A 14,842-nucleotide genomic window follows, 5' to 3' on the forward strand; every position below is an offset into this window, starting at 1 on the left:
ACACCCACCGATGCAGCGCGCCCTGCCGCCCGCGTCCGCCTACGCCCTCGGCGCGGTCGCCGGGTACGCCGCCGACGCCGTGTTCGGCGATCCCCGCCGCGGCCACCCGGTGGCCCTGTTCGGCCGCGCCGCCCACCGCCTGGAACTCCTGCTGCACCGCGACCACCGCGGCGCCGGCGCGCTGCACACCGCGCTCGCGGTCGGCGCGGTGGCGGCCGGCGCGGCCGCCCTGCAGCACCGGGCGGACCCGTTGCGCCGGACCGTCACCGCCGGCCTCGCCGCCTTCACCGTGCTCGGCGGCACCTCGCTGGCCCGGGAGGCCCGCACCATCGGCGGCGCGCTGGCGGCCGGCGACCTGGCGGCGGCGCGCGGGCGGCTGCCGCACCTGTGCGGGCGGGACCCGAGCGGGCTGGACGAGCAGCAGATCGCCCGCGCCGTGGTCGAGTCGGTGGCCGAGAACACCGCGGACGCCGTGGTGAACGCCCTGGTCTGGGGCGCGCTGGCCGGTGCGCCTGGGCTGCTGGCCTTCCGGGCCGTGAACACGCTGGACGCGATGGTGGGTCACAAGTCGGCGCGCTACCGGCGGTTCGGCTGGGCGGCGGCCCGGCTGGACGACGTGGCGGGCTGGCCGGGGGCCCGGCTGACCGCGCTGCTGACCGTGGCGGCCGCCGAGGACCGGGGCCGGGCCTGGCGGGTCTGGCGGCGGGACGGCTCGGCGCACCCGAGCCCCAACGCGGGCCAGGCCGAGTCGGCCTTCGCGGGCGCGCTGGGCGTGCGGCTCGGCGGCACGCTCCAGTACGGCACCAGGACGGAGCACCGGCCGGTGCTGGGCGCCGAGCTGCGCCCGGTGGCGGCCCCGGACATCGAACGGGCCTGCCGGCTGTCCCGCCGGGTCGGCCTGCTGGCCCTGGGCACCACGGTGGCGGCCCGACTGCTCTGGAAGGGGCGCAAGTGAGCAACGCGATCCTGATCGCCGGCACCACCTCGGACGCGGGGAAGAGCGTGGTGACCGCCGGGATCTGCCGCTGGCTGGTCCGGCGGGGCGTCAAGGTGGCGCCGTTCAAGGCGCAGAACATGTCGCTGAACTCGATGGTCACCGCGGACGGCGCGGAGATCGGTCGGGCCCAGGTGATGCAGGCGCAGGCGGCCCGGGTGGAGCCGGAGGCGGCGATGAACCCGGTGCTGCTGAAGCCCGGCGCCGACGGGCGCAGCCAGGTGGTACTGCTGGGGCGCCCGGTGGCGGAGGTGGGCGCGCTGGACTACCGGGAGCGCAAGCCCTACCTGTTGGAGCGTTCGCTGGAGTGCCTGGCCGATCTGCGCCGCCGGTTCGACGTGGTGGTGTGCGAGGGCGCGGGCTCGCCGGCCGAGATCAACCTGCGCGACCGGGACATCGCCAACATGGGCCTGGCCCGGGCCGCCGACCTGCCGGTGCTGGTGGTCGGCGACATCGACCGGGGCGGCGTGTTCGCCGCGATGTACGGCACCCTGGCGCTGCTGGAGGCGGCCGACCAGGCGCTGGTCGCGGGCTGGCTGGTGAACAAGTTCCGCGGCGACGCCCGGCTGCTGAAGCCGGGGCTGGACATGCTGCACGAGCTGACGGGGCGTCCGGTGCTGGGCACCCTGCCGATGCTGGCCGACCTCTGGCTGGACGCCGAGGACTCGCTCGACCTGTCCACCGCCGTGACCCGCTCGGGCACCGTCGGCCCGTACGGCGAGGACGTGCTGCGGGTCGCCGTGCTGCGGCTGCCCCGGCTCTCCAACTTCACCGACCTGGACGCGCTGGCCCAGGAGCCGGGCGTGCTGGTGCGCTGGGCCACCCGGCCCGAGGAGCTGGCCGACGCCGACCTGGTGGTGCTGCCCGGCACCCGGGCCACCGTGGCCGACCTGGCCTGGCTGCGCGAACGCGGCCTGGAGCGGCCGCTGCTGGCCCGGGCCGCCGAGGGGCGGCCGGTGCTGGGCGTCTGCGGCGGCTACCAGATGCTGTCCCGGCGGATCACCGACGCCGTCGAGTCCGGCGCGGGCGCCGTGGACGGGCTCGGGCTGCTGCCGGTCGAGGTGGAGTTCGCGGTCGAGAAGACCCTCGGGCGCCCGGTCGGCGAGGCGTACGGCGAGCGGGTCGAGGGCTACGAGATCCACCACGGCATCGCCCGGGTGGACGGCGGCGAGCCCTTCCTGGACGGCTGCCGGGTCGGCGCGGTCTGGGGCACCACCTGGCACGGCGCGCTGGAGAACGACGGCTTCCGCCGGGCCTTCCTGCGCGAGGTGGCGGCGGTGGCCGGGCGGCGGTTCGTGCCGGCCCCGGACACCTCCTTCGCCGCGGCCCGGGAGGAGCGGCTGGACCGGCTGGGGGACCTGATCGAGGAACACGCCGACACCGACGCGCTGTGGCGGCTGATCGAGGGCGGGGCGCCCGCCGGGCTGCCGTTCGTCCCACCGGGCGCTCCGGCGCCCCGTGCTGTGGAGGGTGAAGAGCTGTGAGTGACGTCCGTTATCCGTTCACCGCGGTGGTCGGGATGGCCGACCTGCGGCTGTCGCTGCTGCTGAACGCCGTCTCGCCGGCCGTCGGCGGGGTGCTGGTGCGCGGCGAGAAGGGCACCGCCAAGTCCACCATGGTGCGGGCGCTGGCCGGCCTGCTGCCGTCGATCGCGGTGGCCGAGCAGTGCCGGTTCGCCTGCGACCCGGCGGCCCCCGACCCGCAGTGCCCGGACGCGCCGCACGGCGCGGGCTCGCACGAGCGGCCGGCCCGGCTGGTCGAGCTGCCGGTGGGCGTGACCGAGGACCGCATCGTCGGCTCGCTCGACCTGGAGCAGGCGCTGGCCCAGGGCGTGAAGGCCTACGAGCCGGGCCTGCTGGCCCAGGCGCACCGCGGCGTGCTCTACATCGACGAGGTCAACCTGCTGCAGGACCACGTGGTCGACCTGCTGCTGGACGCGGCGGCGATGGGCCGCTCCTACGTGGAGCGCGAGGGCGTCTCGGTGCGGCACGCGGCCCGCTTCCTGCTGGTCGGCACGATGAACCCGGAGGAGGGCGAGCTGCGGCCGCAGCTGCTCGACCGGTTCGGGCTGACCGTGGAGATCGCGGCCACCCGGGAGCCGGCCGAGCGGGCCGAGGTGGTGCGCCGCCGGCTCGCCTACGACGCCGACCCGGCGGGCTTCGCGGCCGGCTACCGGGCGGACGAGCGGGCGCTGGCCGAGCAGATCGCCCGGGCCCGGGAGCTGCTGCCCGCCGTCGAGCTGGGGGACGCCGCGCTGCGTCAGATCACCGCCGTCTGCGCCGCCTTCGAGGTGGACGGGCTGCGGGCGGACATCGTGATGGCCCGCACGGCGGTCGCGCTGGCCGCCTGGGCCGGGCGGACCCGGGTGCTGGAGGAGGACGTCCGCAAGGCGGCCCAGCTGGCCCTGCCGCACCGGCGGCGGCGCAACCCGTTCGACGCGCCCGGGCTGGACGAGGAGCAGCTGGACCGGACGCTGAGCGAGCACAGCGAGCCGGAGGAGCCCACTGAGCCCGAGCCCGACGGCGACGGGCCGGACGGTGACGGGCCGGGCGACGGCGGCCCCGGTGACGGCGGGCCGGACGGTGGGGGCGGTGCTCCCGAGCCTGCGTCAGCCGATGCTCCGTCAGCCGACCCCGCCGGACCTGACGCACCTGACGCACCTGAGACCTCGTCACCCGAGGCGGCCCCCCGGCTCCCCAAGCCCGGCGGCCCCGCCCCGGAGTCCTCCCCCGTCGCGGCCGGCGAGGCCTACCGCACCCGGCTCTTCAAGGTGCCCGGCACCGGGCACGGCGCCCGCGGCCGCCGCTCCCCCGCCGAGACCGACGGCGGCCACACCATCCGGGCCCGCCGCCCGCACGGCGCGCTGACCCGGCTGCACCTGTCCGCCACCCTGCAGGCGGCCGCCCCGCAGCAGCTGGCCCGCGGCCGCAGCGGCCGGGCGCTGGTGCTGCGCACGGACGACTTCCGCGAGCAGGTGCGCAAGGGCCGCGAGTCCAACCTGGTGCTGTTCGTGGTGGACGCCTCCGGCTCGATGGCGGCCCGGCAGCGGATGACCGCCGTCAAGGGCGCGGTGCTGTCGCTGCTGATGGACGCCTACCAGCGGCGGGACAAGATCGGCATGATCACCTTCCGGGGCGGCGGCGCCGAGCTCGCGCTGCCGCCCACCTCCTCGGTGGAGGTCGGCGCGGCCCGCCTGGAGCAGCTGCCCACCGGCGGGCGCACCCCGCTGGCCGCCGGCCTGCTGCGGGCGCACGAGGTGCTGCGGCTGGAGCGGGTGCGCGACCCGCTGCGCCGCCCGCTGCTGGTGGTGGTGACCGACGGCCGGGCCACCGGCGGGCGCGGCGCGCTGGCCGAGGCCGGCCGGGCCGCCGGGCTGCTGGCCGCCCAGGGCACCGCCGCCGTGGTGCTGGACTGCGAGTCCGGGCCGGTCCGGCTCGGCCTGGCCCGCACCCTGGCCGGCCAGTTGAACGCCACCGCCGTCACCCTGGACGAGCTGCGCGCCGAGGGCGTGGCCGCCCTGGTGCACGCCCACCGTTCCCCCTCCCAGCGAAAGGCAGCGTGATCCCCGTGCCGCAGGGCAAGCCCGAGGTCGTCCCCGACGACGGCCTGACCACCCGTCAGCGCCGTACCCAGCCGATCACCGCCGTGCACACCGGCCCCGGCAAGGGCAAGTCCACCGCCGCCTTCGGGCTGGCGCTGCGGGCCTGGAACCAGGGCTGGCCGATCGGGGTGTTCCAGTTCGTCAAGTCGGCCAAGTGGAAGGTCGGCGAGGAGAACGCGCTGAAGGTGCTGGGCGCCTCCGGCGAGGGCGGCAGCGTCACCTGGCACAAGATGGGCGAGGGCTGGTCCTGGGTGCAGCGCGACCTGGAGTCCAGCGAGGAGGCCGCCAAGGAGGGCTGGGAGCAGGTCAAGCGCGACCTGGCCGCCGAGACCTACCGGCTGTACGTGCTGGACGAGTTCACCTACCCGATGAAGTGGGGCTGGGTGGACGTGGCCGAGGTGGTCGAGGTGCTGCGCAACCGGCCCGGCAACCAGCACGTGGTGATCACCGGCCGGGACGCGGCCGAGGCGCTGCTCGACGTGGCCGACCTGGTCACCGAGATGACCAAGGTGAAGCACCCGATGGACGCCGGCCGCAAGGGCCAGCGCGGGATCGAGTGGTAGGACCGGGGCCTGTCTTCCGGATCACGCCGGGCGGTCGCCGCCGGGGCACGCACGCCCCCAGCCTTCGGCCGGGAGGGACCCCCACGACGGCTTCTCGTCAGTCGCCGATGCTCCGCATGGACTCTCCCCCAGCCTTCGGCTGGGAGGGGCCCCCATCCTCGGCACCGCCGATGCACGCACCCCAACGACGCCCGCTGATCCGACGTGATCCGGAAGACAGGCCCTTAGCACGTGCAGCTCCCCCGTCTCGTCATCGCGGCCCCCTCCTCCGGGGCCGGCAAGACCACCGTCGCCACCGGGCTGATGGCCGCGCTGACCGCGCGCGGCCTGACCGTCTCGCCGCACAAGGTGGGCCCGGACTACATCGACCCCGGCTACCACGCGCTGGCCACCGGCCGGCCCGGGCGCAACCTGGACTCCTTCCTGTGCGGGCCCGAGCGGATCGAGCCGCTGCTGCGGCACGGCGCCGCCGGGGCCGACCTGGCGGTGGTCGAGGGCGTGATGGGCATGTTCGACGGCGCCTCCGGGCGGGGCGAGCTGGCCTCCACCGCGCAGGTGGCCAAGCTGCTGCGGGCGCCGGTGGTGCTGGTGGTGGACGGCTCCTCGCAGTCCCGCTCGGTGGCCGCGCTGGTGCACGGCTTCGCCAGCTGGGACCCGCAGGTGCGCCTCGCCGGGGTGATCCTCAACCGGGTCGCCTCGGACCGGCACGAGCACCTGCTGCGCGAGGCGCTGGAGGAGGGCGCCGGGGTGCCGGTGCTGGGCGCGGTGCGGCGCACCGCCGCGGTGGCCACGCCCTCCCGGCACCTGGGCCTGGTGCCGGTGGTGGAGCGCTCGACCGAGGCGCTGCGGGCGGTCCGGGACATGGGCGAGCTGATCGCCGCCTCGGTGGACCTGGACGAGGTGCTGGCGCTGGCCCGCTCCGCCCCGCCGCTCACCGCCGAGCCCTGGGACCCGGCGGCGGAGGTCACCCGGCTGTCCGGCCCGGCGCCGCGGATCGCGCTGGCGGCCGGCCCGGCCTTCTCGTTCAGCTACGCGGAGAACGCCGAGCTGCTGGCGGCGGCCGGCGCCGAGGTGGTGCCGTTCGACCCGCTGCACGACACCACACTCCCTGACGGTGTGTCAGGTCTGGTGATAGGCGGCGGCTTCCCCGAGGTGTACGGCGAACAGCTGAGCGCCAACCGGCAGTTGCGCGCCGCGATCGGCGAACTCGCCGCCACTGGCGCGCCGATCAGCGCCGAGTGCGCCGGACTGCTCTACCTGGGACGGGAGTTGGACGGACACCCGATGTGCGGCGTACTGCCGCTGGAGTCCCGGATGACCGAGCGGCTGACCCTCGGCTACCGCGAGGCGGTCGCCCTGCACGACAGCCCGCTCGCCGTCACCGGCACCCGGCTGCGCGGCCACGAGTTCCACCGCACCACCTGCACGCCCGGCGCCTCGGCCACCCCCGCCTGGGGCTGGCGCGCACCCGACGGCAAGCCGGTCACCGAGGGCTTCACCACCGCGAACGTGCACGCCAGCTACCTGCACCTGCACTGGGCGGGCGCACCGCAGCTGGCGGAGCGGCTGGTGCGCTCCGCCGCGCGGCTGCCCGACTGAGCGTCAGCGACCGGTGATCGAGCCGCCGTCCAGGTGGAAGACCTGGGCGGTGATGTGGCCGGCCTCCGGGGAGGCGAGGAACAGGGTGGTGGCGACGATGTCGGCCGGGGTGCCGTGGCGCTTGTTGATCGCCTGGCCGACGTTGTAGGCGAGGCGGGCGGCGGGGATGCCGTCCGGGCCGAAGAACTCGGTGTCGCTGATGTAGCCGGGGGCGATCACGTTGGCCGTGCCGCCCTCGGGGCCGAGGTCCTGGGCCAGCGTCAGGTTCCAGTTCTCCACGGCGGCCTTGGCCGCGCCGTAGGAGCCGGAGCCGCCGCGGTGGGCCGCGATCGAGCTGAAGTTGACCACCCGGGCACCGGGGTTCAGGCGCTCGCGCACGGCCGTGGTGACCAGCAGGGCGGTGAACAGGTTGGTGTCCAGGTTGGCCTGCCAGGTGGCGAGCAGGCCGGCCAGGCCGGGCTCGGCCGGCGGCGCGGTGCGGCTGTTGTTGCCGCCCGCGTTGTTGACCAGCACGTCCACCCGCTCGGGCAGCTCCGGCAGAGCCGCCTCGACCTGCGCCGGGTCGGCCGCGTCGAAGGCCACCGCCCGGACGTTGGCGCCGAGTTCGGCGACGGCCTGGTCCAGCACGTCCTTGCGCCGGCCGGTGATCACCACCTGGTCGCCGCGCTCGGCGAAGGCCGCCGCGATGGCCTTGCCGATGCCGGTGCCCCCGCCGGTGACGATGATGTTGCGCATGGTGCGCCGCTCCCCTCGTGTGTCCTGAGTGACGACGGCAGACTACGCGCACCGGGCAACTCGATTTCCGGGCCCGGTGAGCCGCACGGCACATCCCGGGTTGATTGACGCGTCTTCTCGCCGCGTGCTGGGATTCGCCGTGTGAGCAGCGAGAACGCGGTCGGCGTGGTGGTCGGTGTCGGGGCGAGCAGCGGGGTGGCCGAGCAGGAGGTGCGGGAGCTGATCGCCGCCGCGCTGGCCGAGGCCGAGCTGCCGGTCGGCACGGTGCGCCTGCTCGCCACCGTCGAGGCCCGCGCCGGCGAGCCCGGGCTGCTGGGTGCCGCGCGGGAGTTGGGCGTGCCGCTGGTGGGCCACCCGGCGGCCGCGCTGGCCGCCGTGCCGGTGCCGAGCCCGTCCGGCGAGGTGCTCGACGCCGTCGGGACCGCGAGCGTGGCGGAGGCGGCGGCGCTGCTCGGGGGCGGGGAACTGCTGGTCGGGAAGCGGAAGTCGGCCCGTTCGACGGTGGCCGTCGCGACCCTGCCCTCACATGACTTGCGCCACCACGGTGATGCAGAGGTGCGGGACGCCAACCTGGTGGACCTCGCCGTCAACGTCCGCACCGGCACCCCGCCGCAGTGGCTGCGCAGCGCACTCGCCGACACCCTGGGCGAGTTGGCCGCCTACCCCGAGCAGACCACCGCCCGCGCGGCCGTCGCAGCGCGACACCGGCGCCCCGTCGAGGAGGTGCTGCTCACCTCGGGTGCCGCCGAGGCCTTCGTGCTGCTCGCCCGCACCCTGCGGCCGCAGCACGCGGTGGTGGTGCACCCCCAGTTCACCGAGCCGGAGGCGGCCCTGCGGGACGCGGGCATCCCCGTGCACCGGGTGCTGCTGCGGGCGGCCGACGGCTTCCGGCTGACGGCCGGCGCGGTGCCGGAGCAGGCCGACCTGGTGGTGATCGGCAACCCGACCAACCCGACCTCGGTGCTGCACCCGGCTGCCGTGCTGGCCGAGTTGGCCCGCCCCGGGCGGACCCTGGTGGTGGACGAGGCGTTCATGGACACCGTGCCCGGGGAGACGGAATCACTGGCCTCCCTCAGCGACCTGCCGGGCCGGGTGGTGGTGCTGCGCAGCCTGACCAAGACTTGGGGGCTGGCGGGCCTGCGGATCGGGTACGTGCTGGGCCCGGCCCCGCTGATCGCCGAGCTGGGCGCGGCCCAGCCGCTCTGGCCGGTCTCCACGCCCGCCCTGCGCGCGGCCGAACTGTGCAGCGGCGAGCGGGCGCTCACCGAGGCCGAAGCGGCGGCCGCCGAGCTGACGGCGCATCGGGCGCACTTGCTGGGCGCGCTGGCGGGCTTCCCGTCCCTGCGGGTGCACGGGGAGCCGGCGGCCTCCTTCGTGCTGATCGAGCTCCCACAGGCCGACCGGGTCCGGGACCGACTGCGCGCCGAGGGCTTCGCCGTCCGCCGTGGCGACACCTTCCCTGGGCTGGGCCCGGACTGGCTGCGGATCGCGGTCCGCGCTCCGCAGACCACGGACGCGTTCGTCGCCGCGCTGCGGCGGGTGCTGGGCGACACGCCCTGAGGACCGGGCGGTGAAGGAACGTTCCCTCAGCTTCGGGGCTTCTAGGGTGATTCCGTCCGAATTGCCCGGCCCTTGAGAGGACCTCCCCCATGCGCATGCGCCAAGCCGCCGTCACCGCCGTCGGTGCGCTCGCCCTGCTGCTGTCCGCACCCACCCCCGCGATCGCGGCGAGCGGAGACTTCCTCTACAAGACCAGTTCCGGCCAGGAAGCCACCCTGGCCGACCCGCAGAGCGGGGTGTGCATCAACCTCGACGGGACGAGCGAGCAGGACCCCGGGCACTCCCCGCGGAACTTCACCGATGCGACGGCCACCGTCTTCCTCGACACCGACTGCAACGGCGACGTCTACTACGTGATGAACCCGGGCAAGAAGCTCGGCGACCGCCTCAAGCTGCGGTCCGTCATCTTCTCCTGATCAACTGATCAACTCGCCGCAGCCAGCAGCGAGTCGGCCAGATCGGTGCGCTGGTACAGCACCGAGCGGCCGGACCGGTGCGAGGCGACGATGCCGGCCGCCCGCAGCGCGGTGAGGTGCTGGGAGACCCCGCCGGCCGCGAGGCCGGTGCGGTGGGCGAGTTCGGTGGTGGAGGCGGGCACGGCCAGCTCGGCCAGCAGCAGGGCGCGCGAGCGGCCCAGCACCGCCGCCACCGCCTCCGGCACCGGGGTGCTCGACTGTTCCCAGAGCACCCCGACGCCCCGGCTGGGGTAGCAGAGCTGGACCACCTCCCCGGGCTGGTTCAGCAGCATCGTGCTGCCGGGGCCGACGAACGCCGAGGGCACCAGCAGCAGTCCGCGCCCCGCCAGGCTGCCGGACTCCCCGCACAGCACCTGGGGCATCGTCAGCTTGTCGGTGCACCACTCCACGCTCGGGTGCAGCCCCTGGAGCACCGCCGCCGAGCCGGCCGCCGCGAACCGCCGGGACTGGTGCAGCACGTCGCTCTCCAGCACCGCCCGCACCCGCGACCAGTGCGGGGCGATCGCTGCCTCCCAGTACCCCCGGATCTCGTCGAGCAGCCCCGGCAGCACGCCCGCCGGGTCCCGGTGGAAGGCCTCGACGGCCGGCGTCCAGCCCGCCATCCGCTCCAGGTCGGCGCGGATCCGCTCGGCGTCGGTCCGGGCCACCACCGCGAGCTCGGCCTCCAGCGCGGCGCTGGCCCCCGCGCTCGGCGCGAGCGTGCCGGGCGCCGGGTTGAGGAAGTCGGGCAGGTAGCCGTGCGCCGGGACCAGGTCGGCGAGCAGCCCGGTGCCCAGGCCGGCGGCGGCCAGCCGGGGGCGGGTCTGCTCGGCCCAGCGGCGGTGCAGCGCACCGGTGGCGCCGCGCTCCAGCAGCCGACGGCTCGTCACCACCTCCCAGAGCGGCGAGTAGGCGAGCCGGGTGTGGGCCAGGTCGCGGGTAGAGAAGGCGAGTTCCAGCACTGGTCCCCCCGGTGGATTCGGCTGAGCCTGAATGAATGGTGCAACCGTAGTGCGGAACCGAGGATTCCCACCATGACCTCCACCGTCCGCACTCCCCTGACCAGCCCCGAAGCCGTCGTCTCGACCCCGTCCAGCCCGTCCGTGAGCCCCGCTCCCGGAAGCCTCCTGCGGGCCCGGTTCTCCGGGCTCGGCGGCCCGTTCTGGGTGGTGATGGCGGGCACCATGATGAACCGGCTCGGCGCCATGGTGCTGCCGTTCCTGGTCTTCTTCCTCGCCGCCCGCCACGTGCCCACCGACCGGATCCCGTTCGTGCTGGGCGCGTTGGGCCTCGGCGGCCTGTTCGGCCCGGTGCTGGGCGGGCTGGTGACCGACCGGCTGGGCGCCCGGGCGGCGATGGTCTGCGGCATGCTCGCCACCGCCGGCAGCCAGGGCCTGCTCTTCGTGGCGCCGAACCTGGCCACCCTCGCGCTGGCCACCCTGGCGCTCGGCGCGGGCGGCACGCTGCACATGCCGGGCGCCTCCTCGGTGGTGGCGGGCGCGGCCGAGGGCGAGCGGCGCCGGGTGGCGTTCGGCCTGCTGCACTGGGCGATCAACGTGGGCACGGCGGTGGCCGGCGCGATCGGCGGCTTCCTGGCCGAGCACGGCTACGGGCTGCTGTTCGCGCTGGACGCGGGCACCTGCCTGGCCTACGGCGCGCTGGTCGCCGCCAAGCTGCCCCGGACGCCGCGGGCCGGACGGTCCGTCACGGCCGGCGGCGGCTACGGCGTGGTGCTGCGCGACCGGGTGATGCTGGCGCTGCTGGTGCCGGTGCTGACCGGCGAGGCGGTGTACGCGCTGACCGAGTTCACCCTGCCGCTGGCGATCCGCGACCACGGCCTGCCGCCGACCGTCTACGGCCTGGCGGCGGCGGTGAACGCGGTGCTGGTGGTGGCGTTGCAGCCGGTCGCCAACCTGATCCTGACCCGGTTCGACCGCAACCGGCTCTGGGCCTTCGGCAGTGCGCTGGTCACCGCGGGCGTGGCGCTGACCGGCACGGCCGGCAGCACGCTGGGCTTCGTGCTCACCGTGGCGGTGTGGAGCCTCGGCGAGGTGGTGGCGAGCGGGCTGTACGGCTCGATGGTGGCCGACCTCGCCCCGGCCGACGCGACCGGCCGCTACCAGGGCGCCGCCGGCTGGGCCCGCGGCCTGGCCCGGTTCGGCGCGCTGCTGTTCGGCTCGGCGGTGTACGCGGCCTTCGGCCCGCCGGCGCTCTGGTGGGGCGCGCTGACGCTGGGTCTGGCGGGCTCCGCGGTGGCCGTGCTGATCGGCCGCCGGTTCCGCACCCGGGTGTCCTGACGGCAGAGCCCGGCCCCGCAACAGCGGGGCCGGGCTCCGTCAGTACCGGGGGCGGATCAGACCTGGCCGGCCTTCTCCAGCGCGGTGCAGCAGGTGTTGACCAGCAGGCGGGTCACCACGTACGGGTCCACGTTGGCGTTCGGGCGGCGGTCCTCGATGTAGCCCTTCTGCTCCACCTCGACCTGCCACGGGATGCGGACCGAGGCGCCGCGGTCCGAGACGCCGTAGGAGTAGACGTTCCACGGGGCGGTCTCGTGCTTGCCGGTGAGGCGGGACTGGATGTCGTCACCGTACTGGTTGACGTGCTCCATGACCTTCTCCTGCGACTCGCCGAGCGACTCGCAGGCGGTGATGATCGCGTCGTAGCCCTCGCGCATCGCCTTGGTGGAGAAGTTGGTGTGCGCACCCGCGCCGTTCCAGTCGCCACGGGCCGGCTTGGCGTCCAGGGTGGCGTCGATGCCGAACTCCTCGGCGGTGCGGTAGAGCAGGTAGCGGGCGACCCACATGTCGTCGGAGACCTGCAGCGGGTCCACCGGGCCGATCTGGAACTCCCACTGGCCGGGCATGACCTCGGCGTTGATGCCGCAGATGGCCAGGCCGGCGTCGATGCAGCGGTCCAGGTGCAGCTCGACGATCTCGCGGCCGAAGACCTCCTCGGCGCCGACACCGCAGTAGTAGCCGCCCTGCGGGGCCGGGAAGCCGCCCTCGGGGAAGCCGAGCGGGCGCGAGCCCTTGAAGAAGGTGTACTCCTGCTCGATGCCGAAGATCGGCTCCTGGGCCGCGAACTGCTCGGCGACCGGGCGCAGCAGGGCGCGGGTGTTCGACGGGTGCGGGGTGCCGTCGATCTCGTCGACCTCGCAGAGCACCAGGATGTTGTCGCCGCCGCGGATCGGGTCCGGGTAGGTGCGGACCGGGGTCAGCACGCGGTCCGAGGCGTGGCCCTCGGCCTGGTTGGTCGAGGAGCCGTCGAAGCCCCAGGTGGGGATCTTGTCGGCGTTCTTGAGGACCCGGGTCTTTGAGCGCAGCTTGGCGGTCGGCTTGGTGCCGTCGATCCAGATGTACTCGGCCTTGATTGCCACGGGTTACCTCGCGAGCTTGAGTGGTGGGTGCCCACGTAATGTCGCAAGCCGCCGTTTCCCGACTGTTCCTCTCGTGTAACCAGCATGTGAACCGACTGTCCGCACTGGCACCCTCACGCTCCGGGGCCGCCGGCGCCCGATCGCGTGGTCAGCCGCGCCGGCGGCTACGCGCGAAGACCACGGTCGCGGCGCCCGCGAGCAGCAGCGCGACGCCGGTGCCGGCCAGCGGGACGACCGGGCCGCTGCCGGTGAAGGCGAGCTCGCCACCGGCGCTCGCGTGTTTCGTCGGTGTTACGGAGGGGGTCCCGGTGGTTTCCCCGCCGGCTCCCGGGATGCCCGGCGGGGTGCTGACGGCGGCCACCGGCTGGGCGGCGGACGGGCCGGCGGACGGGGCAGTCGAGGGCGCCGACGGGGCGCTCGCACTCGCACTCGCGCCCTGCGGCTCGGCACAGCTGACGGAGGCGACGGTGATCGTGCCGTCGACCTTGGCGACGTTCAGGTTCAGCGGGTTGACCGCCAGTTGGATCACCAGCGCCGAGGCGGCGGCGGTGGTCGAGGTGACGGTGCGCGGGGAGAACTGCACGTCCAGGGTGCCGATGCCGGGGACCGGGATGTGGGTGGTCCCGTACAGGCTCAGGGTCACGGAGTGGCCGAGCACGGTGAGCCGGGCCGGCGCGGTGACCTCGGCGGTGGGCTGGCCGCCGGCCGGGCAGTCGGCCTCGGCGGAGAGCGCCTGCAGCCCGATCAGGGTCCGATCGGGCAGCAGCCCGGGGGTGTTCAGGTCGGCGTTGACCAACTGGACGGCGGCGTGCGCGCCGCCGGCGTCGACGTGGGTGGTGGAGCTGCCGACGTCGGCCCGGACCAGGGTGACCGGGCCCGGCTGGGCCACGCCCTGCACGTCCGCGGTGAGCAGCGAGCCGTGTTGCTCGGCCGGCGACTGCACCTTGTTGAGCACGACGTCCACCGGTATCTCGGCCGCGTGGTCCAGCAGGCCGACCCGCAGGGCGACTTCGGCCGTGGTGGCGCTGGCGCTGCCGGCGCCGCCCGGCTCGGCGGCCCCGGCGGGCAGCACTGGCAGGACGGTCAGCGCGGTGGCGGCGGCGAGCAGGGCGGCCGAGCGGACAACGGTAGGTGACGACAAGATGACGCTCCCGTAGGTGTGATGAGAGCGTCATCCTCATGCCTGATCAGCTGACCCATTGACAACTCGCCTTCCGCGTTCACTCGTTGGAGTGAAGAAGGCTCAAGGCAGGCGCCAGTCCACCGGCTGGGCCCCCTGGGCCACCAGCGACTCGTTGGCCTTGCTGAACGGGCGCGAGCCGAAGAAGCCGTAGCTCGCCGACATCGGGCTCGGGTGCGCTGACTCGATCGCCGGCACCTGGCCGAGCAGCGGGCGCAGGTTGCGGGCGTCGCGGCCCCAGAGGATCGCCACCAGCGGGCCCCCGCGCGCCACCAGGGCGCGGATCGCCTGCTCGGTGACCTCCTCCCAGCCCTTGCCGCGGTGCGCCGCCGGCTTGCCGGGCGCCGTGGTCAGCGCCCGGTTCAGCAGCAGCACGCCCTGCTGGGTCCACGGCGTCAGGTCACCGTTGCTCGGCGGCGGCACCCCGAGATCCTGGCCCATCTCCCGGTAGATGTTGATCAGGCTGCCGGGCAGCGGCCGCACCTCGGGCGCCACCGAGAAGCTCAGCCCCACGGCGTGCCCGGGGGTGGGGTAGGGGTCCTGGCCGACGATCAGCACCCGCACCTCGGCGAACGGCTGCTGGAAGGCGCGCAGCACGTTCGGCCCGGCGGGCAGGTAGGTGCGCCCGGCGGCCAGCTCGGCGCGCAGGAACTCCCCCATCGCGGCGACCCGCCCGGCCACCGGGGCCAGGGCCTCGGCCCAGCCGGGTTCGACGATTTCGTGCAACGGACGCGGTGCCATGCACTCACCCTATCGGCCCTGCTGACAGCGGCTCACCC

General features: G+C 75.0%; 13 protein-coding genes. 8 read left to right on the forward strand and 5 right to left on the reverse strand.

The genetic code is table 11. The annotated features are described in order from the left end of the window. Nucleotides 1-10 precede the first annotated feature (10 nt). The 5 genes from FHX73_RS05530 (at nt 11) to FHX73_RS05550 (ending at nt 6,757) form a co-directional block, all read left to right on the forward strand. Nucleotides 11-955 carry a cobalamin biosynthesis protein gene (locus tag FHX73_RS05530; protein ID WP_145903738.1) on the forward strand — a complete coding sequence of 315 codons (945 nt, stop codon included), beginning with the start codon at nt 11-13 and terminating at the stop codon, nt 953-955. Next, nucleotides 952-2,478, forward strand: coding sequence for a cobyric acid synthase (locus tag FHX73_RS05535; RefSeq protein WP_145903741.1), 1,527 nt, complete (start codon nt 952-954; stop codon nt 2,476-2,478). The genes FHX73_RS05530 and FHX73_RS05535 overlap by 4 nt, the downstream gene beginning before the upstream one ends. 35 nt (nt 2,479-2,513) lie before the next feature. Continuing rightward, on the forward strand, nt 2,514-4,556 hold the full coding sequence (locus tag FHX73_RS05540; RefSeq protein WP_246213775.1) for a putative cobaltochelatase: 2,043 nt from the start codon (nt 2,514-2,516) through the stop codon (nt 4,554-4,556). Between the two features lie 5 nt (nt 4,557-4,561). After that, nucleotides 4,562-5,158: a cob(I)yrinic acid a,c-diamide adenosyltransferase gene (gene cobO, locus FHX73_RS05545; protein ID WP_145903745.1), complete on the forward strand. Its 597-nt coding sequence runs from the start codon at nt 4,562-4,564 to the stop codon at nt 5,156-5,158. A gap of 231 nt (nt 5,159-5,389) precedes the next feature. Further along, complete coding sequence (locus tag FHX73_RS05550) at nt 5,390-6,757, forward strand: cobyrinic acid a,c-diamide synthase CobB (protein ID WP_145903747.1); 1,368 nt, start codon at nt 5,390-5,392, stop codon at nt 6,755-6,757. Nucleotides 6,758-6,760: 3 nt separating this feature from the next. Here the strand turns inward: FHX73_RS05550 and FHX73_RS05555 are convergent, their stop codons facing one another. Next, the gene (locus tag FHX73_RS05555; protein ID WP_145903750.1) at nt 6,761-7,492 is read right to left on the reverse strand and encodes an SDR family NAD(P)-dependent oxidoreductase; all 732 of its coding nucleotides are present in this window, start codon (nt 7,490-7,492) and stop codon (nt 6,761-6,763) included. A gap of 141 nt (nt 7,493-7,633) precedes the next feature. Between FHX73_RS05555 and cobC the strand changes: the two genes are divergently transcribed. After that, nucleotides 7,634-9,052: an Rv2231c family histidinol phosphate aminotransferase CobC gene (gene cobC, locus FHX73_RS05560; RefSeq protein ID WP_246213365.1), complete on the forward strand. Its 1,419-nt coding sequence runs from the start codon at nt 7,634-7,636 to the stop codon at nt 9,050-9,052. An 89-nt stretch (nt 9,053-9,141) separates the two neighbouring features. After that, nucleotides 9,142-9,468: a hypothetical protein gene (locus FHX73_RS05565; RefSeq protein ID WP_211786146.1), complete on the forward strand. Its 327-nt coding sequence runs from the start codon at nt 9,142-9,144 to the stop codon at nt 9,466-9,468. 8 nt (nt 9,469-9,476) lie between these two features. On the opposite strand, the gene FHX73_RS05570 is transcribed toward FHX73_RS05565, so the two are convergent. Then, complete coding sequence (locus tag FHX73_RS05570; RefSeq protein WP_342795283.1) at nt 9,477-10,469, reverse strand: ArsR/SmtB family transcription factor; 993 nt, start codon at nt 10,467-10,469, stop codon at nt 9,477-9,479. A 72-nt stretch (nt 10,470-10,541) separates the two neighbouring features. Here FHX73_RS05570 and FHX73_RS05575 point away from each other — a divergent pair, with 72 nt between their 5' ends. After that, nucleotides 10,542-11,804: an MFS transporter gene (locus tag FHX73_RS05575; RefSeq protein WP_145903752.1), complete on the forward strand. Its 1,263-nt coding sequence runs from the start codon at nt 10,542-10,544 to the stop codon at nt 11,802-11,804. Between the two features lie 56 nt (nt 11,805-11,860). On the opposite strand, the gene glnII is transcribed toward FHX73_RS05575, so the two are convergent. From glnII to FHX73_RS05590, 3 genes are all read right to left on the reverse strand, one after another. Continuing rightward, complete coding sequence (glnII, locus tag FHX73_RS05580) at nt 11,861-12,883, reverse strand: glutamine synthetase (RefSeq protein WP_145903754.1); 1,023 nt, start codon at nt 12,881-12,883, stop codon at nt 11,861-11,863. Between the two features lie 148 nt (nt 12,884-13,031). Then, nucleotides 13,032-14,024: a hypothetical protein gene (locus FHX73_RS05585; RefSeq protein ID WP_145903756.1), complete on the reverse strand. Its 993-nt coding sequence runs from the start codon at nt 14,022-14,024 to the stop codon at nt 13,032-13,034. Between the two features lie 102 nt (nt 14,025-14,126). Further along, complete coding sequence (locus FHX73_RS05590) at nt 14,127-14,804, reverse strand: uracil-DNA glycosylase (protein ID WP_145903758.1); 678 nt, start codon at nt 14,802-14,804, stop codon at nt 14,127-14,129. Between the last annotated feature and the right edge of the window lie 38 nt (nt 14,805-14,842).

The organism is Kitasatospora viridis (genome assembly GCF_007829815.1).
GTDB classification, from domain to species: Bacteria; Actinomycetota; Actinomycetes; order Streptomycetales; family Streptomycetaceae; genus Kitasatospora; species Kitasatospora viridis.

Coding starts and splice junctions, on each gene's coding strand:
- FHX73_RS05530 (WP_145903738.1), top strand. CDS start 11: ATGCAGCGCGCCCTGCCGCCCGCGTCCGCCTACGCCCTCGGCGCGGTC.
- FHX73_RS05540 (WP_246213775.1), top strand. CDS start 2,514: ATGGCCGACCTGCGGCTGTCGCTGCTGCTGAACGCCGTCTCGCCGGCC.
- FHX73_RS05555 (WP_145903750.1), bottom strand. CDS start 7,492: ATGCGCAACATCATCGTCACCGGCGGGGGCACCGGCATCGGCAAGGCC.
- FHX73_RS05565 (WP_211786146.1), top strand. CDS start 9,142: ATGCGCATGCGCCAAGCCGCCGTCACCGCCGTCGGTGCGCTCGCCCTG.
- FHX73_RS05575 (WP_145903752.1), top strand. CDS start 10,542: ATGACCTCCACCGTCCGCACTCCCCTGACCAGCCCCGAAGCCGTCGTC.
- FHX73_RS05590 (WP_145903758.1), bottom strand. CDS start 14,804: ATGGCACCGCGTCCGTTGCACGAAATCGTCGAACCCGGCTGGGCCGAG.